General features: G+C 69.2%; 19 protein-coding genes. 12 read left to right on the forward strand and 7 right to left on the reverse strand.

All coding sequences use genetic code 11. The features are described 5' to 3' along the window. The first annotated feature begins 133 nt into the window (after nt 1-133). Genes ACGFJ2_RS21885 through ACGFJ2_RS21925 form a run of 9 tightly spaced genes read left to right on the forward strand, consistent with a single transcriptional unit; the run spans nt 134 to nt 9,443 of the window. Entirely contained in the window at nt 134-2,779 is a 2,646-nt protein-coding gene (locus ACGFJ2_RS21885) for a family 78 glycoside hydrolase catalytic domain (RefSeq protein ID WP_393470860.1), read from the forward strand. Continuing rightward, the gene (locus tag ACGFJ2_RS21890) at nt 2,776-4,089 is read left to right on the forward strand and encodes a substrate-binding domain-containing protein (protein ID WP_358200554.1); all 1,314 of its coding nucleotides are present in this window, start codon (nt 2,776-2,778) and stop codon (nt 4,087-4,089) included. The genes ACGFJ2_RS21885 and ACGFJ2_RS21890 overlap by 4 nt, the downstream gene beginning before the upstream one ends. After that, nucleotides 4,086-4,997 (forward strand): carbohydrate ABC transporter permease, encoded by a 912-nt coding sequence (locus ACGFJ2_RS21895; protein ID WP_393470864.1) that lies wholly within the window; start codon nt 4,086-4,088, stop codon nt 4,995-4,997. The genes ACGFJ2_RS21890 and ACGFJ2_RS21895 overlap by 4 nt, the downstream gene beginning before the upstream one ends. Further along, a complete protein-coding gene (locus tag ACGFJ2_RS21900; protein WP_357939173.1) occupies nt 4,994-5,812 on the forward strand; it encodes a carbohydrate ABC transporter permease in 819 nt (272 codons plus the stop codon). The genes ACGFJ2_RS21895 and ACGFJ2_RS21900 overlap by 4 nt, the downstream gene beginning before the upstream one ends. An 11-nt stretch (nt 5,813-5,823) precedes the next feature. Further along, entirely contained in the window at nt 5,824-6,573 is a 750-nt protein-coding gene (locus tag ACGFJ2_RS21905; protein ID WP_357939175.1) for an SDR family NAD(P)-dependent oxidoreductase, read from the forward strand. A gap of 5 nt (nt 6,574-6,578) precedes the next feature. After that, on the forward strand, nt 6,579-6,947 hold the full coding sequence (locus ACGFJ2_RS21910) for a carboxymuconolactone decarboxylase family protein (RefSeq protein ID WP_393470868.1): 369 nt from the start codon (nt 6,579-6,581) through the stop codon (nt 6,945-6,947). Nucleotide 6,948: 1 nt separating this feature from the next. Further along, a complete protein-coding gene (locus tag ACGFJ2_RS21915) occupies nt 6,949-8,178 on the forward strand; it encodes a Tm-1-like ATP-binding domain-containing protein (protein ID WP_393470871.1) in 1,230 nt (409 codons plus the stop codon). Between the two features lie 25 nt (nt 8,179-8,203). Next, nucleotides 8,204-9,025 carry a phosphoenolpyruvate hydrolase family protein gene (locus ACGFJ2_RS21920; protein WP_358200589.1) on the forward strand — a complete coding sequence of 274 codons (822 nt, stop codon included), beginning with the start codon at nt 8,204-8,206 and terminating at the stop codon, nt 9,023-9,025. A 10-nt stretch (nt 9,026-9,035) separates the two neighbouring features. Beyond that, complete coding sequence (locus ACGFJ2_RS21925) at nt 9,036-9,443, forward strand: cupin domain-containing protein (RefSeq protein ID WP_358200598.1); 408 nt, start codon at nt 9,036-9,038, stop codon at nt 9,441-9,443. 135 nt (nt 9,444-9,578) lie between these two features. Here ACGFJ2_RS21925 and ACGFJ2_RS21930 read toward each other — a convergent pair whose 3' ends face one another. After that, on the reverse strand, nt 9,579-10,460 hold the full coding sequence (locus ACGFJ2_RS21930) for a CAP domain-containing protein (protein ID WP_393470875.1): 882 nt from the start codon (nt 10,458-10,460) through the stop codon (nt 9,579-9,581). Nucleotides 10,461-10,907: 447 nt separating this feature from the next. On the opposite strand from ACGFJ2_RS21930, the gene ACGFJ2_RS21935 reads away from it, so the two are divergent. Beyond that, nucleotides 10,908-11,273 carry an ArsC/Spx/MgsR family protein gene (locus tag ACGFJ2_RS21935; RefSeq protein WP_357939188.1) on the forward strand — a complete coding sequence of 122 codons (366 nt, stop codon included), beginning with the start codon at nt 10,908-10,910 and terminating at the stop codon, nt 11,271-11,273. 8 nt (nt 11,274-11,281) lie between these two features. Here the strand turns inward: ACGFJ2_RS21935 and ACGFJ2_RS21940 are convergent, their stop codons facing one another. The 3 genes from ACGFJ2_RS21940 to ACGFJ2_RS21950 are packed head-to-tail and all read right to left on the reverse strand — an operon-like array spanning nt 11,282 to nt 13,134. Further along, nucleotides 11,282-11,851, reverse strand: a complete 570-nt coding sequence (locus tag ACGFJ2_RS21940) for a hypothetical protein (RefSeq protein ID WP_358200621.1) — start codon at nt 11,849-11,851, stop codon at nt 11,282-11,284. A 3-nt stretch (nt 11,852-11,854) separates the two neighbouring features. After that, entirely contained in the window at nt 11,855-12,757 is a 903-nt protein-coding gene (locus ACGFJ2_RS21945) for a hypothetical protein (RefSeq protein ID WP_358200628.1), read from the reverse strand. A gap of 14 nt (nt 12,758-12,771) precedes the next feature. Beyond that, nucleotides 12,772-13,134: a YbaB/EbfC family nucleoid-associated protein gene (locus ACGFJ2_RS21950; RefSeq protein WP_358200636.1), complete on the reverse strand. Its 363-nt coding sequence runs from the start codon at nt 13,132-13,134 to the stop codon at nt 12,772-12,774. 394 nt (nt 13,135-13,528) lie between these two features. On the opposite strand from ACGFJ2_RS21950, the gene ACGFJ2_RS21955 reads away from it, so the two are divergent. Further along, entirely contained in the window at nt 13,529-13,927 is a 399-nt protein-coding gene (locus tag ACGFJ2_RS21955; protein WP_393470880.1) for a substrate-binding domain-containing protein, read from the forward strand. A 44-nt stretch (nt 13,928-13,971) separates the two neighbouring features. On the opposite strand, the gene ACGFJ2_RS21960 is transcribed toward ACGFJ2_RS21955, so the two are convergent. The 3 genes from ACGFJ2_RS21960 to ACGFJ2_RS21970 are packed head-to-tail and all read right to left on the reverse strand — an operon-like array spanning nt 13,972 to nt 15,880. Then, nucleotides 13,972-14,754: a CPBP family intramembrane glutamic endopeptidase gene (locus ACGFJ2_RS21960; RefSeq protein ID WP_393470883.1), complete on the reverse strand. Its 783-nt coding sequence runs from the start codon at nt 14,752-14,754 to the stop codon at nt 13,972-13,974. Beyond that, nucleotides 14,751-15,371, reverse strand: a complete 621-nt coding sequence (locus tag ACGFJ2_RS21965) for a YciI family protein (protein WP_357939201.1) — start codon at nt 15,369-15,371, stop codon at nt 14,751-14,753. The genes ACGFJ2_RS21960 and ACGFJ2_RS21965 overlap by 4 nt, the downstream gene beginning before the upstream one ends. Nucleotides 15,372-15,409: 38 nt before the next feature. Beyond that, nucleotides 15,410-15,880 carry a VOC family protein gene (locus ACGFJ2_RS21970; RefSeq protein ID WP_357939203.1) on the reverse strand — a complete coding sequence of 157 codons (471 nt, stop codon included), beginning with the start codon at nt 15,878-15,880 and terminating at the stop codon, nt 15,410-15,412. A gap of 338 nt (nt 15,881-16,218) precedes the next feature. On the opposite strand from ACGFJ2_RS21970, the gene chvE reads away from it, so the two are divergent. Beyond that, nucleotides 16,219-17,355, forward strand: coding sequence for a multiple monosaccharide ABC transporter substrate-binding protein (chvE, locus tag ACGFJ2_RS21975; RefSeq protein WP_357939205.1), 1,137 nt, complete (start codon nt 16,219-16,221; stop codon nt 17,353-17,355).

A 17,355-nucleotide genomic window follows, 5' to 3' on the forward strand; every position in this document is an offset into this window, starting at 1 on the left:
GACGGTACGTCCCAAAAGCGGCATTGGTCAACCGGTTGACCAATCGCGCAACATCGATGTAACGTGCGCCACACCGGCCCTCTTAAAACGATTCAGATCGGTTGTGGGCCTGCGAAGGGAAGTGGTCAAGCCCATGCCCAGCCTGTCTCCGTACGGCCTCACCTGCGAGTTCCTCGAACAGCCACTCGGCATGGACGAGACCGCGCCCCGTCTGTCCTGGAAGCTCCGCTCCGACGACCACGGCGATCGACAGACCGCCTACCGGCTGATCGTGCGTGCCGGAGACCAGGTCGTCTGGGACACCGGAGGCGCCGGCGAGCACCAGGTCGTCTACGAGGGAGCGCCCCTCCGGCCCTCGACCCGTTACGACTGGTCGGTGGAGGTGCGTGACGCGTGGGGAGCCGCGGCGGGCCGTACGGACTCGTGGTTCGAGACGGGGCTCATGGGCGGCTGGCGCGCGGCCTGGATCGCCAGGGACGATGGCGCGCAGCCGGTCTTCGAGCCGCCGGTCGAGGACGACCGCTCCTTCACCACCCGCAAGCTGACCGCCTGCGCCCACCTCCGCCGGGCCTTCGACCTGGCCGAACTCCCCGTGCGGGCGCGGCTGCACGCCAGCGCCCGCGGTCTGCACCGGTTCTCGCTGAACGGCGTGCGCGTCTCCGACGCCGAGCTCGAGCCGGGCTGGACCGACTACCGCCACCGGATCAGGTACCAGTCCTACGACGTCACGGCGCGGCTGCACAAAGGGCCGAACGTCCTGGGAGCGTTGCTCGCCGACGGCTGGTGGAGCGGCTTCGTCGGTATGGACCCCCGCAAGGCGGGCAAGCTGTACGGCGACGCGCCCGCGCTCATCGCCCAGCTCGTGCTGGAGTTCGCCGACGGATCCCGCCATGTGATCGCCACGGATGAGAACTGGCGCGAGTCGCCGGGCCCGCTGCGCCACTCCGACCTGCTGATGGGCGAGTACTACGACGCCCGCGCCAGGCTGGACGGCTGGGACGGCCCCGGCTACGACGACGCCGCCTGGACGCCCGTGGCCGTCACCGGCACGGACACCTCGGAGCTGGTCTGGTCACGCAGCGCCCCCGTACGCGTGGTCGAAGACCTCCCGACCGTGCGCGTCCTGCGCGGACCCGGTGGCGAGACCATCGCCGACCTGGGCCAGAACATGGTCGGCCGGGTCCGGCTCACCGTTCACGGCGCCGAGCGCGGGCGGCGGATCCAGCTCCGCCACGCCGAGATCCTGGAGGAGGACGGTTCCCTGCACCTGGCGAACCTGCGCCGCGCCGAGGCCACCGACGTCTATGTCTGCGGCGGCGACCCGGTGGAGGTGTACGAGCCCGCCTTCACCGTCCATGGCTTCCGCTACGTCGAGATCACCGGATTCGACGGGCGGATCGAGGTCACCGGGCGAGTGCTGCAGAGCGAGCTGCCGTGGACCGGGGAGTTCTCCTGTGACGACCCGTTGGTCAACCGGCTGCACGAGAACATCCGCTGGGGCCAGCGCGGCAACTTCGTCTCGGTGCCCACCGACTGCCCCCAGCGCGACGAGCGGCTCGGCTGGCTGGCGGACGCCCAGGTCTTCCTCCCCACGGCGGCCCGCGGCGCCGACGTCTCGGCCTTCTTCGCCGACTGGATGGAGGACGTGCTGACCGGGCAGGACGCGGAGGGCTCCTTCCCCGACGTGGCGCCGCTGGTCTGCCTGACCAGGGAAGGCGCGCCGGGCTGGGGCGACGCGGGCGTGATCGTCCCCTGGTCGCTCTACCGCCTGTACGGCGACCGCCGCGTGCTGGAGCGCTGCCTGCCCGCGATGGCCGCCTGGGTGGACCAGATCGAACGGCACAACCCCGACCTGATCTGGCGCCGCCGTACCGGAAGGAACTACGGCGACTGGCTCCAGATCGGCGTGGACACCCCGCGCGACGTGCTGGCCACGGCCTACTTCGCGCAGTCGGCCACGCTCGTCGCCGAGGCGGCGCGGATCCTCGGCAGGCCGGAAGCCGAACGGTACGAGCAGCTGGCCGCGGCGATCAGAAGAGCCTTCAACCAGGAGTTCGTCGCGCCGGACGGCCGCATCCACGGCGACACCCAGACCTGCTACCTACTCGCCATCGAGTTCGGCCTCATGCCCGCCGAAGTGGCCGCCGAGCACCTGGTGCGTGACATCGCCGCGCACGACGGCCATCTCACCACGGGCTTCCTCGGGGTCGCGCTGCTGTGCCCGGTGCTCACCAGGATCGGCCGCGCCGACCTGGCCTACGAACTTCTCCACCAGGAGACCTTTCCCAGCTGGCTGTTCTCCGTCAGGCACGGCGCCACGACCATCTGGGAACGATGGGACGGCTGGACCCCCGACCGGGGCTTCCAGGCGGCCACCATGAACTCCTTCAACCACTACAGCCTGGGCGCCATCGGCGACTGGCTCTACGGAGGAGTCGCCGGGATCGGCCAGACGGCGGACTCATCCGCGTACGCCGGTCTGGTGATCCGCCCGCGGCCGGGTGGCAAGCTCACCCGGGCCCGCGCCGTGCAGGAGACCGCTCGGGGGCGAGTCGAGTCCGCATGGTCGGTGACGGACGGCGTGCTCACGGTGGACGTGCTGATCCCCCCGGGGACGGACGCCACGGTGCACCTCCCCACCGGCGATCCCGAGGCGATCGAGTCCACCGCCCACGTCACCGTCCTCGAACGGCGTGACGGGACGGTCGTGTGCTCGGTGGCCTCCGGACACCACCGTTTCACGGCCCCCTGGGCCGCACATGAGAGGACAACGCCTTGAACACCCCCACGCGCCGCGATTTCCTCCGCACCGGTGGCCTGGCCGCCGCGGCGGTGACGCTCAGCTCCTGCGGCTGGGGCCGGACGGATCCCGCACCGGCGAGCGGAGGTACGGCCGGCGCGAGCCTGAAGGTGTGGGACCAGTTCACCACCTCCCCGCAGAACGAGACCGTCAAGAAGGTCTACGACCTGTTCAAGGGTGCGACGATCACCCGTACCTCGCAGACCGGCGACCAGCTCACCACGGTCGGCAAGACCGCGCTGGCCTCGGGCACCGGCCCGGACGTCATCTACTACCAGGTCGGCGCGGGCAACGCCGGAGTGCTGGCCGAGGCCGGCCTGATCAAGCCGCTCGACGACGTGGCCGCGAAGTACGGCTGGCTGGACCGGCTGACGCCGTTCGCGATCAGGGAGGCGTCGCTCGACGGCAAGCTCTACGGCCTGCCCGACGAGTCGGAGAACACCGTCCTGTTCTACAACAAGACCCTCATCGACAAGGCGGGCCTGACCGTCCCCGAGACCTTCGACGAATTACTGACCTTCGCCTCGGCCGCCGCCAAGAAGGGCTACACGCCCATCGCGTACGGCCAGTCGGACGTCTACCCGAGCTGGTGGGCCTTCTCGATGATGGCCAACAACCTCGCGGGCGCCCAGCCGATGGGCGACCTGATCTTCGACAACAAGGGCAGCTGGAACACCCCGCAGCTGGTCGAGGCGATCAAGCTCTTCTTCGTCGACCTGGTCAAGGCCGGCGGGTTCATCAAGGATCTCAACTCGCTCGGCGGCCCCGACGCCCAGTCGCTCTTCCTGGCCGGCAAGGCGCTGATGAACCTCAACGGCACCTGGGCGGTCGGCACGATCGAGAAGGAGATGCAGGGCCAGGAGATCGGCATCATGGCCATGCCCTCGGTCAACGGCGGACCCCGCGTCTATCCCGGCGGCATCGGCTCGGCCTACTACATCTCGGCCAAGAGCAAGAACGCGGACGTGGCCGCCCAGTTCCTCGACTCGCTCTACAAGCCGGAGGCGGTACGGCTCTGGGTCGAGGGCGCCAAGATCTTCCCCCCGGTGCCGTTCGACTCCGCGGGCTGGAACCTCAGCCCGCTGCAGAAGCTCGCCATGCAGGCGGCCCAGACCGGCGGCGGCGACGCCAAGACCAACATCGGTTACGCCGTCAACCACGGCCTGGCCGCGCCCGGCTTCCTCAACGCGATGACCAGCGGCTTCCAGGCCGTGGTCGCCGGGGACAAGACCCCGGCCAAGCAGGCGGAGGAGCTGCAGAAGGCGTGGGAGGCGGGCGTGACCTCATGACGCTCACTCTTACCGTCACGCGTCGCGGGGCCCGCGTCACCCCGTCGCCGTCCGGCCGGACTCTCGGCTACCTCTTCCTGGTCCCGGCCGGGCTGTTGTACGCGGGTTTCATCCTGTGGCCGCTGGCCCAGTCGGTCTACCTGAGCCTCACCGACTGGGACGGCGCCAGCCCGGAGAAGCGGTTCGTCGGCCTGGCCAACTTCCAGCGGATGCTCGGAGACGGCCTGTTCTGGCGCTCGCTCGGGCACAACCTCGTCTGGGTCGTCGCAGGCACCGCGCTGACGATGGGCGTGGCGCTGCTGCTGGCCATGTTCGTGTGGAACCGGCCACGGGGCTTCACCGCGCTGCGCACGATCTACTTCATGCCGCAGGTGCTGCCCGCGATCATCGTCGGCATCGTCTGGAGCTGGATCTACAACCCGGCCTTCGGCATCCTCAACCGGGCGCTGGAGGCGGTGGGCCTCGAATCGTGGACCAGAGGCTGGCTCGGTGACCCGACCTTCGCCCTGTACGCGGTGATGGTGGCCTCGGTCTGGGCGACCGTCGGACTGGCCTTCGTGATCTTCACCGCCGCGCTGCACAACGTGGACACCGACCTGCTCGACGCGGCCCGGATGGACGGCGCGAACGGCTGGCAGCGCTTCCGTCACGTGGTGATCCCGCAACTGTCCAACGCGATCACGCTCGTCACCGTGCTGCTGCTGGTCCACGGCTTCCAGGCGTTCGACCACGTCTGGATCATGACCAAGGGCGGCCCGGACAACGCCACCCAGCTCATCGCCACCTACACCTACCAGAAGGCGTTCATGGAGAACGAGGTCGGCTACGGCTCCACCCTGTCGCTGGTGCTCACCGTGATCTCGCTCCTGGTGTCGGTCGCGGTGGTCCGGGTCAGGGAGCGCGCATGACGATCACCGTGAAGACGGCCAGGTACCTGATACTCGGGCTGTTCGCGCTGCTGTTCGTGATGCCGTTCCTGTGGATCTGGTTCTCGGCGCTGAAGAGCACGTCGGAGATCAACCAGGACCCGTTCGGCATCCCGACCGCGCTGCACTGGGAGAACCTCGCCGAGGCGTGGACGACCGGCCGGTTCGGCTCCTACATCGGCAACTCCGTGCTGTACGCCGCCTTCGTGGTGCCGCTGGTGACCTTCTTCTCCTGCCTCGCGGGGTACGCCCTGGGCACCCGCCGGCTGCCCGGCGAGCGGATCATCTTCGGCGCCTTCCTGCTCGGCATCATGATCCCGTTTCAGTCGATCATGATTCCGCAGTACTACCTGGTCAGGGATCTGGGCATCCTGGGGACGTACTGGGGGGTGATCGTGCCGAGCGTCGCGCTCGGCCTCGCCTTCGGGGTGTTCCTGATGCGCGCGTTCTTCCGCGGGCTGCCCGAGGAGATCTCGAACGCGGCCCGGATCGACGGCGCCACCGAGTGGCGGGTCTTCACCCGCATCGTCCTGCCGCTGGCCAGGCCTGGCATCATCACGCTGGTCGTGCTGCAGTTCATGTTCACCTGGAACATGTTCCTGATCCCCCTGCTGTACGGGCAGGACGAGGGGCTGCGCCCGATCTCCACCGGGATCATGTTCTTCGTCGGTGAGTACAGCGTGGACCGGTCGATGATCGCGGCCGGGGTGACGCTGGCGAGCATCCCCATCATCGCCCTCTATCTCCTCCTCCAGCGGCACTTCATCCAGGGCATGACCGCCGGAGCTCTTAAGTGAAAGGTTGCGTTATGAGGTTGGCAGGCAGGAAGGCCGTGATCACCGGCGCCGGCGGGGCCATGGGCAAGGTGTTCGCCCAGGTGCTGGCCAGGGAGGGCTGCGACGTCGCCGGGCTGGACGTGGCGGCCGAGGGGCTGGAGTTGTTCGGCGCGGCCGTACGCGAGACCGGGCGGGAGGCGCTGGAGCTCAAGGCCGACATCACCGACCTCGACGCGACCCAGGGCGCGATCGACGAGGTGGTCCGGGCCTGGGACGGGATCGACATCCTGGTCAACAACGCGGGCGGCGGCATGGTGCGGCCCTTCCACGAGATGACCGCCGCCGAGTGGCAGCGGATGGTCGACGTCAACCTGACCAGTGTTTTCAACGTGACCCGCGCGGTCGTACCGTCGATGCTGGCGCGCGGCGGCGGCCGGATCGTGAACATCGCCTCCATCGCGGCCCTGCGCGGCGGGCGCCTGGTCCGGCACGCGAGCGGCTACGCCGCCGCCAAGGCGGGCGTGGTCGGCCTGACCAAGGCCCTGGCCATCGAGTACGCCACCGACGGCATCACGGTCAACTGCATCGCCCCCGGCGCCCAGCACACGCCGGGCCGCGACCGCGACACGCCCGAGCAGCGGGAGGCCCTGCTGGGCCAGATCCCCACCAGGACGCTCGGCAGTCCGGAGGACCTGGCGGAGAGCATCGTGCACTTCTGCCTGCCGTCCGCCGCCTACCTGACCGGCGTCATCCTGCCCCAGGACGGAGGTCACTCGATCTGATGTCGATGGACAGCGGCAGAGCCAAGTACGACGAGGTGTACGGCGAGGGCGCGGCCGACCGGCTGCTCGACGCGCTGTCGGGCCCCGGCGCCGACCTCGGGCGCTACGGCGTGGAGTTCAACTTCGGCGAGATCTACTCGCGCCCCGGCCTGGACCTCAAGCAGCGGCAGATCGCCTCGATCGCCTCGCTGGTCAACATCGGTGGCGTCGAACCTCAGCTCACCGGGCACATCAACGCGGGGCTCAACGTGGGCCTCACGCCCGGGGAGATCGTCGAGGTGATCATTCATTGCGTCCAGTACGCGGGCTTCCCAAGGGCGATCAACGCGATCAATGTGGCGAAGAAGGTCTTCGAACAGAGGGGTGTGGCGTGAGATGCCGACCGTCGTACTGATCGGGACGCTCGACACCAAGGGCGAGGAGTACGCCTGGCTGCGCAACCGGCTGGTGGAGCTGGGCAGCGATGTGCTCGTGGTCGACGCGGGAGTGAAGGAGCCCGGCGTGCCGCTGCTCGCCGACGTCTCCAACGAGCAGGTGGCCGCGGCGGGCGGAGGTGACCTGCGGGCGCTCCAGGAGGGGGGCGACCGCGGGGCCGCCGTCACCGCCATGGGCGAGGGCGCGGCGGCGATCCTGACCGGGCTGTACGCCGAGGGCCGGGTCGACGCGGTGCTGGCCGTGGGCGGCAGCGGCGGATCGTCGATCGCCGCGCGGGCCATCCGCGACCTGCCCATCGGCCTGCCCAAGCTGATCGTGTCCACGATGGCGTCGGGCGATGTGTCGCCTTATGTCGGAGCAAGGGACGTCACGCTGATGTACAGCGTGGTCGACATCGCCGGCGTCAACCGGGTCTCCCGGGCGATCCTCGGCAACGCGGCCGCCGCGGCGGCGGGCATGGCCAAGGCGCACCAGTTGGCCAGGGCGGTGCGTACGACGCAGAGCGACGAACGGCCGCTGATCGGCGCGTCGATGTTCGGCGTGACCACGCCCGCCGTGGACGCGGCGCGCGAGCGGCTGGACGAGCTCGGCTACGAGGTGCTGGTCTTCCACGCGACCGGGTCGGGCGGCCGGGCGCTGGAGGGGCTGGCGGCGAGCGGGCTGCTGGCCGGGGTGCTGGATCTGACCACCACCGAACTGGCGGACGACCTGGTCGGCGGGGTGCTGTCGGCCGGACCTGACCGGCTGACGGCGGCGGGCGCGCACGGCGTGCCGCAGGTGGTCGCCCCCGGCGCGCTGGACATGGTCAACTTCGGCCCGCGCGACACCGTGCCCGAGCGGTTCGCGGGCCGGCTGCTGTACGTGCACAACCCGACCGTGACGCTGATGCGCACCACGCCGGAGGAGATGGCCGAGCTGGGCGCCCGGGTGGCCGCCAAGCTCGGCGCGGCCAGCGGCCCGACGGAGCTGTTCGTCCCGCTGGGCGGCGTGTCCGCCCTGGACGCGCCGGGCATGGACTTCCACGATCCCAAGGCCGACGCGGCCTGCTTCGAGGCGCTGGCCGCCTTTCCCGCGACCAAGCGGTTCGACCTGCACATCAACGATCCGGAGTTCGGCCGGGCGATGGCCGAGCGGCTGCATCGCCTGATCTCGGGAGAGGATTCCGCATGACCAGGCAGCTCGGAGGGGATGCCGCATGACCAGGCAGGAGGTGCTGGCCAGGCTGCGCCGCACCGTCGCGGAGGGGCGGCCGGTGATCGGCGCGGGCGCGGGCACCGGCCTGTCGGCCAAGTGCGCCGAGGCCGGCGGCGTCGATCTGATCATCATCTACAACTCCGGCCGCTATCGGATGGCCGGGCGCGGCTCGCTGGCCGGGCTGCTGCCCTATGGCGACGCGAACCAGATCGTCGTCGAGATGGCCGCCGAGGTGCTGCCCGTCGTCGCCGACACCCCGGTGCTCGCGGGCGTCTGCGGCACCGACCCGTTCCGGGTCATGCCGCGCTTCCTCGACCAGCTGGCCGCGATGGGCTTCGCGGGCGTCCAGAACTTCCCCACCGTGGGCCTGTACGACGGCGTCTTCCGGCAGAACCTGGAGGAGACCGGCATGGGCTACGAGCTGGAGGTGGAGATGGTCCGGCTGGCCCACGAGCGCGACCTGGTGACGGCCCCGTACGTCTTCGACGAGGACCAGGCCCGAGCCATGGCCGAGGCCGGCGCCGACGTGCTGGTCCCGCACGTCGGGCTGACCACCAAGGGCAGCATCGGCGCGGGCACCGCCCTGACCCTGGACGAGGCCGTGACCCGGGTACAGGCCATGCGCGACGCGGCGGCGGCCGTCCGGCCCGACATCCTCGTGCTCTGCCACGGCGGCCCGATCGCCGAGCCCGCCGACGCGGCCCACGTCCTGTCGCACACCGAGGGCGTGGTGGGCTTCTTCGGCGCCTCGTCCGTCGAGCGGCTGCCCACGGAGCGGGCCATCACCGAGCAGGTACGAGCCTTCAAGTCACTGAACTTCTGAGGAGCTGCCCATGCACGTCAGTCCGGACTCCGTGCCCACGATGGCCTTCGACTGGGGGTCCATCAAGTGGTTCGTCACCCCGTCGGCCATCGAGGGGGCGAGCAGCACGCTGGGCGAGGTCATCATCAATCCCGGGCAGGGACACGCCCGGCACAACCACCCGACGGCCGAGGAGATCATCTACGTCATCTCGGGTGAGGCGTCGCAGATGGTCGACGACGGTGAACCGTTCCCGATCAAGGAGGGTGACACCGTGCACATTCCGGCGGGGGCCTACCACTCGACGTTCAACTCGACCTGGCGGCCGTTGCGGCTGATCGTCACGTACACGCCCGGTGGCGAGGAGAAGGCCCTGGAAGGAGCCCCCGACCTGCACTTGCACGATCCCGGCAGCGTGGCGGAGTGGCGCCAAGCCTGACGAGCCTCATCGGGCGGGCCGACCGGTAACGGACGAGCGCCCGGCTGGGTGGCCTGGCGAGCGCCAGGCCCTGAATAGGGTGATGCCCCGCGGCCGGGCGGCCGGCCGCAGGGCATCGTTCTGCTCGGGCGGCCGCTACTTGGCGGCGAAGTCCTGGGTCCAGTAGATCTGGCCCTTGGAGTTCTTGGCCGCGCCGACACCTATGAGGTTGTACTTGCAGTTCATGATGTTGGCCTTGTGGCCCGCGCTGTTCATCCAGCCGGTGACCACCGAGGCCGGGGTCGGCTGGCCCATGGCGATGTTCTCGGCCCAGCCCGTTCCGCCGGTGAAGCCCGCCCCGCGGATGCGGTCCATGAAGCTGCGGCCGTCCTGCGAGGTGTGGCTGAAGTAGTTCTTGGTCGCCATGTCGGAGGAGTGGCCGAAGGCGGCCTTGTGCAGCTGGGCGTCGTGCTTGAGCGGCTTGCAGCCGCCCTTCGCCCGCTCGGCGTTGGTCAGCCGCAGGACCTCGTTCTCGTCGACCGTTCCCACCACGTCAGTCGGCGGATTGGTCGTGTCGGTCGGAGTGGGAGTGGCGGTGGCCGTCGGCTTCGGTGATGGCGTCGGTGTGGTCGTGTCGGTGGGAGTCGGAGTCGGCGTGGTCGGCGTGCAGGACGACAGCCGGACCGGCCGCGACTTGCCGGAGTTGCCGGCGTAGTCGGTGGCGACCGCGTAGTAGACACCGGGGGCGCACAGCATCGAGACCGTGACCCGAGGGCTGATGCCCCTGCCCGACGCGCTCTTGACGATCCGGTCGGGGCCGGCCACCGCGCGCTTGATGCGGACGCGGACGAGGGCGCTGCCTTCGCAGCCGCGCCTGGTGGCGGATGTCTGGATCTTTCCGGCGGCGGTGACCTGCGGCTTGGCGACAGTCACGCGGCATGCGGGTTGCGGCACCGTCGCGGCGTGGGCCGTGGCGACCGGCGCACCGAGGGTGGCCAGGCTCACAACACACGCGAGTACCCCTAGGGGTCTACGCATATGGGTGTCCTCCGTATGGATGGACGGCGGGTGGGCGTTCCGCATTCTGTCGGTGCCAGGCACCCTTTGTCATGAAATTTCGGACATCCAGGTGTGACGGGGGTAAACCAGAGGGGGGTCTGAGGCGTCGGGAACCCCTGCTTGGCCGGGGGTTTGCGGCCGTAAACGATGGTTTGGGATTTTACTTAAGCGACGCCCGTTATGTCACACTCTGTGACCGCGGTGCTCTGGGCCGTGGTGGGCGGGGCGGCTGGAACCCGGCTCGACGCGGCGCGTGGCCGGGTGGCGGAAGCCGTATAAGCGGTGTCGCAGATTGACGTGGTAATCCGAATGGCTAACACTTGCTAGTGAAATAGGGGGTTGGCCACGTCCAGTGCGCCCCCTGTTTTTCCATGGGACGCCTTGCCGGATGGCTCCGCGCTCCTCGCATCCCCAAAGGAAGTCAGCATGGAGATCTGGATCAACCCCGACTGCTCCAAGTGCACCTCCGCGCTCGAACTCCTGGACACCGAGAACGCCGACTACACCATTCGCCGCTACCTCGACGACCCACCCAACGAGCTCGAGCTGCGCGAGGTGCTCACCAGGCTGCGCCTCGAACCGTGGGACATCACCCGCTTCGGCGAGGCCACGGCCACCGACCTCGGCATCGCCGGCTGGCCGCGCGACGCGGCCAACCGGAACCGCTGGATCAAGGCGCTGGCCAGCCACCCGATGCTCATCCAGCGCCCGATCATCACCGCTGGGGACGGGGCGGCCGTCGTCGGCCGTACCCCGGAGGCCGTCCGCTCGGTGCTGTCGCGCTCGTCCTGACCTTCCCCTTAACGGTGTGGCTCGCCCCAGATCGGCCGATCGGGGTCAGGGGTGGGCAGCGCCGCGAGGACGGTGGTCACGTTCTCCCAGTCGGTGACCTCGGTCCGGTCGGCCACGAGCCGCAGGCGCTTCGGGATCTCGTGATGGGCGTCCTGGAGGGCGTCGATGCCCTCGATGATCTGACCTGACACGGCCTCGTAGCCCACGCGGCCGCCTTCGCCCTTGAGGAAGGTGGTCCCCAGTTTGTCGTCGCCCCAGAAGTTGCCGATGGCGTTCAGCTCCGCCGCCGCGGCGTTGACGAATTCGCCGAGGTCGTGTTTCTCGGTGTCGAAGCCCCCTGCGGCTGCCCTGATGTGACCCGGGTAGATCTCCATCGGCAGGCGGAGCCGCATGCCCGGCCGCACGTCGTAGGGGCTGTCGAGGACGTCGCGGTTCGCCTGGTAGATGCTCTCCCAGAGTGAGGGGTCCTCGAAGAGCCGCTGGGCGATCTCCTGGAGTGAGTCGTAGTCCCCGCCGGGGGGCGTGATGGTGACGGTCTCCGGCCGCTCCGGCGGCTTGGGGTCAGGTTCAGGAGCCATGCGTCATCCCGCTGGTTTGTGGGCCATCGTGAAATAGAGCAGCACCCTGCCGAGCGTCTGTTTCCAGGTGGGGATGAGGTCCGTGCCGCTCTCCCCGTTCAGGGCGTCGTACGTGGGGCCGTAGGTGGATCCGCCGACCATCCGGCTGATGAAATACTGCACGTCGGCGTTCTTGCTCACCGCTCTGGCCGCCGGCATGGCGGCGTCGAACGCGCCGTAGAACGCGACCGACGCGGTGAACTCCTTCAGCATCTGCTTCCCGTTGTCGCCCCACGAGCCCGGGTCCTCGCCGCGCAGCGCCTTGACCCCGGCCACCACGCCCACGTCGCCGACCGCGAAGAAGGCGCTGCCGATGCTGTATTCGGTGAGCTTGCTCAGCACGATCTTGGCGATGTTGTGTTCGAGCAGTTTCGCCAGCAGGCCCGCCTCGGCCCGCCGCATGAGGAACTGGGTGAGCTGGTAGGCGGCCCCGGCCTGCCAGGGAAAGGTGGTGATGAACATGAAACTGGCGAGGTTGGCCAGGGCGAGGGTCCAGTACGCGTGCTGCGCCTTCTCGATGACCTCCGCGTACTCCAGGCACGCCTCGCTGTTCTGCCGGCAGCGCTGGGCGAGCTTGTCGGCGTAGCCCAGCGCGGGAGGGTTCGGATAGAGCCCGGCGGTCACGGCCTTCTTGTAGGCCTCGATCCCTTCGCCGCCGTTGCGTTTCCACACCGCCTCGGCGAACGGGTAGGTCCGGTTCTGGCTCTGCTCCAGCCGGTCCGCGAGCCGCGCCCAGACGGCGGCGGCCTGTCGAGCCTTCGCCGGATCGCCGTCCGGGTAGTCGACCGCGAGCATCTTGAACACGAAGGCGCCGATGCCGACCGCGCCGACGCCATAGATCGCACCGCGTGCGGGACTGATGGCCATGGGAGATCAGCCGGCTACCGGCTGTCCCGGGGGCGACGGGTCGACCCCAGCACGGTGTCCGCGATGAACGGATCGACCAGGTCGGTCATCTCCTCCTCCGCGTTGCGCGCCGCGGCCTCGGCCGCTTCGAGGATCGCGGCGGCCAGCTCGTCGGAGCCCAGCCGCATGGCGCGCGGGTCGATCGTGAGGCCCACGAGCGCGCCGGTCGGCGCGGTCTCGGCGACCACCCGCCCGTCCGCCGCCTCACCCCGGCCGCGCACCTCGGTGATCCGGTCCCTGAGCTGCTCCACCTGCGCGACGTCGGCGTTGAACTGCGCCAGCAGGCGCTCGATCTCCGGATCTCCGCTTCCCCGGAGCGCGTCTGCGGGCGATGTCATCGGGTCTCCCAGAGGTCGGTGCGCGTCGGCAAGGCATGACATGAGTACGTCCCCACGAGGCTCGTCTCAACACACCCGCCCCGCGTGTCACGTAGATCGTAACCCCTGCAAAGGGGAGTTTACCGGTCGGAAATAAAGGATTAACCAACACTCCCGGCAGGTCAGTCAAGGATGGCCCATTGACACACTCCGAAAACCTCTTAGCTTCTTCATTGGGCGTGCTGACGGGGGGAAGCGATCACCCCTGGACCCATCCGTCAGGAACTAGAGGTCGAGCACATGGAAAAGATCCCTCCCAAGGTCGAAGAGGCAGTCGAAACCCTCAACCTCAACCCGGTCGCCCGGCGGCTCGGGCGCTCCCGGAGACTTCCCGGCCACGCCCAAGTGGAAGTTCGTGCTCGTCTGCCACGTCACCACGAACCCGTTCTTCACCCCCACCCAGTACGGGGCGCAGGACGCGTGCGCCCTGCTCGGCACCGACTTCCAGTGGACCGGCTCGAAGGACTCGATCGTGGCCGAGATGGTCAACGCCTGCAACACCGCGATCTCGGCCAAGGCCGACGGGCTCGCGGTGGCCGTGGTGGACAAGGCCGCCTTCCGCGAGCCGGTCGCCAAGGCGCTGGACGCGGGGATCCCCGTGGTGTCGTACAACGCCGACGGCGCCCGCGACGACAAGGGCAGCGCGCGGCTGGCCTACATCGGCCAGGGACTCTACGAGTCCGGGTACGCCCTCGGCCAGCGGGCCCTCCAGCAGGTGGACTTCGGCGAGATCGTCGGATTCTCGACCGGGTGAGCGGGCTCAGGGGAGCCGGCTTGCTCTCGCTCGGGTGAGCGGGCTCAGGGGAGCCAGCTCACCTTGCCGTGCTGGGCGGCGTAGCCGGCGAAGGCGACGGCGTCGATGAGCGTGTGCGCGACGACGAGCGGCATGGCCCGGCCCCAGCGCTGGTACAGGCGGCCGAACACCAGCCCCATCACCACGTTCCCGACGAAACCCCCGAACCCCTGATAGAGGTGGTACGACCCGCGCAGCAGCGCCGCCACCACGACGGAGCGCCAGGGCGCCCACCCCGCCTGCTCCAGCCGGTGCAGCAGGTAGCCGCTGACGAGCACCTCTTCGAGCACGCCGTTCTGCGCGGCGGCCAGTAGCAGGACCGGGATCCGCCACCACACGTCGGGCAGCTGCCCGGCGACCACCGAGAGGTTGATCCCGATGGCGTACACGACCAGGTAGAAGGCCAGCCCGGATCCGCCGATCGCGGCCGCGAGCAGGGCGCCGCGCACCAGGTCGCGGCGCGGCTCGCGGAGGTCGACGCCGATGGTCCGCATCGACTCGCCGGAGCGGACCAGCAGGTAGGCGACGAGCGCGACCGGGGCCACGCTGATCGCGATGTCGACGAGCTGCAACGTCAGGTCCAGCCAGGGCCGCCCCGGAGCCAGCGACCGGACGAGCACGGCCTGCTGACCCTTCAGCTGCTCGGGCGCCGTGAGCGCGCCGATCAGCCGGACGAGCGCCAGAAGGCCGCTGGCCCCCAGCGAGACGGAGAACACCACGAGGATCTCGGCCTTGATCAGCCTCGGTCCGAGGGTCGAGAGCGGTGCGGCGGGGGACTGCGCGGTCATGACCGCGGGGCAGACGGTCGAGGAGTCGCCGGAGGGGCAGGCGGTTGAGGAACCGTCGGCCAGCTGTCCGGCCGCCCGCCGAAGTCATAGTCGTGGACCTCGATGTCGGCGTACCGGTCCGGCGTCAGGATGGCGCGTGCGGCGTCCTGGTCCGGCGCCCGGAGCAGCGCCGCCGTGCCCAGCCAGGTGGTGCCGTCGTCGGCCAGCAGCGGCCCGTACGCGATCAGCTCGTCCCGGCCGGGCGGCACGGTGAGATCGGCGGCCTGCCCCGAGCCGAGGCCGAGCACCAGGTATTTGCTGCCACCGGTCCGGCCACCGGGGAAGTCCCACATGGTGCGTCCCAGCAGGTTGCGCCACCGGCGCACCAGCACGTCACGGTAGACGCCGGCCTGGTAGTTGGGCTCGTCGAAGGCGAACGCGCGGGCGGCGGCGGAATCCGGCAGGTCGAGGATGTGCACGCTGCCGGTGGGCGTCTCGTCGTCGTCGGCGGCGAAGGTCGGGCCGCGGGCGATCATCTCCTTCGCGTACCCGTCCATGTAGGACCAGTGCTCCTCCAGCAGCTCGTCGCGCAGCGCCACCGAGCCGGGCCGATCGCGGTGGTAGCAGAAGAACTCCATCCCCACAGTGTGTACCACCTGGATCCCGGCGATAGCCGTCAGCGTGCGAAGAAGTCGGCGCTCTGGACATACTCCATCGCCTTGACGAACACCGGGTCGCTGAGGCGCGCCTCGAGCTCCTCCGGCCCGACCTCTTCGACGCGGGTCTGGATCCACCACAGGTTGCCGAGCGGGTCGCGCACCCGTCCCACCTTGTCGCCCCAGTACAGGTGGGTGACCTCGGTCACCGAGGTGCCACCGGCCGCGACGGCCCGCCGGTGCACCGCGTCGGCGTCGTCCACGTACAGGCGCAGGAACGCGGGCGTCGGCGGCCAGTCCGGCACGGCGTCGAACATCATCACCACCGCGTCGCCGATCCGGACCTCCGCGTGACCGATGCGGCCCTTCTCATCGGTCACCCGGCCGAGTTCCTCGGCGCCGAACGCCTCCTTGACGTAGTCGATGAACCGGGCGCTGTCACGGCAGGCGACGAACGGCGTCACAGTGGTGTAGCCCTCGGGAACGGCCATGATCTCTCCTTTGAAGCGGGTAGCCCGACGCTAGAGGGCATAGAGGTCAGTTTCTGTCCCACATGAACGCCGCGCTGCCGCGCCGACGCTCGGGGGGTGGCCGGCCTTCCGGCTGACGCTGCTGGCCTGTGACTTCTAGGTCCACGAACCCGCCGAGCCCACCGGGCATCCGCCCGCGATCGGCCCGCGCCGCAGGCCCAGGGCCACTTCAACCGTGAAGGTTGTGTTACGTCTACGTTATCGGCTGCGCTTGACACCGGAAATGTTAGCGATAACACTCGCGGGATCGGCTGTCTCCCGTGACGCACGGGCACCTCCCCATTTCCGCAAGGAGAAACATGAGATTTCCACGATTCGCGACCGTGGTCTCCGTCCTGGCGCTAGCCACGGTCGCGACCGCGTGCGGCTCGGCCGAGAAGACGGTCGACAAGGACGCCGCCGCCAGCGCCTCGGCCGGTTCGGCCGGCGCCCTGGTCGGCGTGACGATGCCGACCAAGTCGTCCGAGCGTTGGATCCACGACGGCGACAACGTCAAGACCAGCCTGGAGAAGCTCGGCTACAAGGTCGACCTGCAGTACGCCGAGAACGACATCCCGACCCAGGTCAACCAGATCGAGAACCAGATCACCAAGGGCGCCAAGCTCCTGATCATCGCCTCGATCGACGGCACGGCCATCACCACGCAGCTCCAGGAGGCGGCCGACAAGAAGATCCCGGTCGTCGCCTACGACCGGCTGATCCGTAACAGCCCGAACGTCGACTACTACGCCACCTTCGACAACTTCAAGGTCGGCGTGCAGCAGGCCACGTCGCTGCTGGTCGGGCTGAAGCTGCTCAACGCCGACGGCTCCGCGGGCAGCGCCAAGGGCCCGTTCAACGTCGAGCTGTTCGCCGGTTCGCCCGACGACAACAACGCGACGTTCTTCTTCAACGGCGCCATGTCGGTGCTCAAGCCGTACATCGACAAGAAGACGCTCTCCGTCAAGAGCGGCCAGACCGACTTCAAGACGGTCGCCATCCTGCGCTGGGACCCGGCCACCGCGCAGAAGCGCATGGAAGACCTGCTGACCAAGACCTACAGCGGCGGCACCAAGGTCGACGGTGTCCTGTCGCCCTACGACGGCCTGTCGATCGGCATCCTGTCGGCGCTCAAGAGCAACGGCTACGGCACCTCCGGCCAGCCGTACCCGATCGTGACCGGTCAGGACGCCGAGCTCGCGTCGGTGAAGTCGATCATCGCGGGTGAGCAGTACTCCACCATCTACAAGGACACCCGGCAGCTGGCCGACGTGACCGTGAAGATCGCCGACACCGTGCTCAAGGGCGGCAAGCCCGAGGTCAACAACACCAAGGACTACGACAACGGCAACAAGGTCGTGCCGTCGTACCTGCTCCAGCCGCTGATCGTCGACAAGACCAACTACGAGAAGGAACTCGTCGACACCGGCTACTACACCAAGTCTCAGCTGGGCTGA

Source organism: Nonomuraea sp. NPDC049028 (assembly GCF_043197735.1).
Lineage (GTDB): Bacteria > Actinomycetota > Actinomycetes > Streptosporangiales > Streptosporangiaceae > Nonomuraea.

What these genes read in the sequence shown, in the direction of transcription:
- ACGFJ2_RS21885 (WP_393470860.1), top strand. Translation starts at nt 134, where the DNA reads ATGCCCAGCCTGTCTCCGTACGGCCTCACCTGCGAGTTCCTCGAACAG.
- ACGFJ2_RS21895 (WP_393470864.1), top strand. Translation starts at nt 4,086, where the DNA reads ATGACGCTCACTCTTACCGTCACGCGTCGCGGGGCCCGCGTCACCCCG.
- ACGFJ2_RS21900 (WP_357939173.1), top strand. Translation starts at nt 4,994, where the DNA reads ATGACGATCACCGTGAAGACGGCCAGGTACCTGATACTCGGGCTGTTC.
- ACGFJ2_RS21905 (WP_357939175.1), top strand. Translation starts at nt 5,824, where the DNA reads ATGAGGTTGGCAGGCAGGAAGGCCGTGATCACCGGCGCCGGCGGGGCC.
- ACGFJ2_RS21910 (WP_393470868.1), top strand. Translation starts at nt 6,579, where the DNA reads ATGGACAGCGGCAGAGCCAAGTACGACGAGGTGTACGGCGAGGGCGCG.
- ACGFJ2_RS21915 (WP_393470871.1), top strand. Translation starts at nt 6,949, where the DNA reads ATGCCGACCGTCGTACTGATCGGGACGCTCGACACCAAGGGCGAGGAG.
- ACGFJ2_RS21920 (WP_358200589.1), top strand. Translation starts at nt 8,204, where the DNA reads ATGACCAGGCAGGAGGTGCTGGCCAGGCTGCGCCGCACCGTCGCGGAG.
- ACGFJ2_RS21925 (WP_358200598.1), top strand. Translation starts at nt 9,036, where the DNA reads ATGCACGTCAGTCCGGACTCCGTGCCCACGATGGCCTTCGACTGGGGG.
- ACGFJ2_RS21930 (WP_393470875.1), bottom strand. Translation starts at nt 10,460, where the DNA reads ATGCGTAGACCCCTAGGGGTACTCGCGTGTGTTGTGAGCCTGGCCACC.
- ACGFJ2_RS21935 (WP_357939188.1), top strand. Translation starts at nt 10,908, where the DNA reads ATGGAGATCTGGATCAACCCCGACTGCTCCAAGTGCACCTCCGCGCTC.
- ACGFJ2_RS21940 (WP_358200621.1), bottom strand. Translation starts at nt 11,851, where the DNA reads ATGGCTCCTGAACCTGACCCCAAGCCGCCGGAGCGGCCGGAGACCGTC.
- ACGFJ2_RS21945 (WP_358200628.1), bottom strand. Translation starts at nt 12,757, where the DNA reads ATGGCCATCAGTCCCGCACGCGGTGCGATCTATGGCGTCGGCGCGGTC.
- ACGFJ2_RS21950 (WP_358200636.1), bottom strand. Translation starts at nt 13,134, where the DNA reads ATGACATCGCCCGCAGACGCGCTCCGGGGAAGCGGAGATCCGGAGATC.
- ACGFJ2_RS21960 (WP_393470883.1), bottom strand. Translation starts at nt 14,754, where the DNA reads ATGACCGCGCAGTCCCCCGCCGCACCGCTCTCGACCCTCGGACCGAGG.
- ACGFJ2_RS21965 (WP_357939201.1), bottom strand. Translation starts at nt 15,371, where the DNA reads ATGGAGTTCTTCTGCTACCACCGCGATCGGCCCGGCTCGGTGGCGCTG.
- ACGFJ2_RS21970 (WP_357939203.1), bottom strand. Translation starts at nt 15,880, where the DNA reads ATGGCCGTTCCCGAGGGCTACACCACTGTGACGCCGTTCGTCGCCTGC.
- chvE (WP_357939205.1), top strand. Translation starts at nt 16,219, where the DNA reads ATGAGATTTCCACGATTCGCGACCGTGGTCTCCGTCCTGGCGCTAGCC.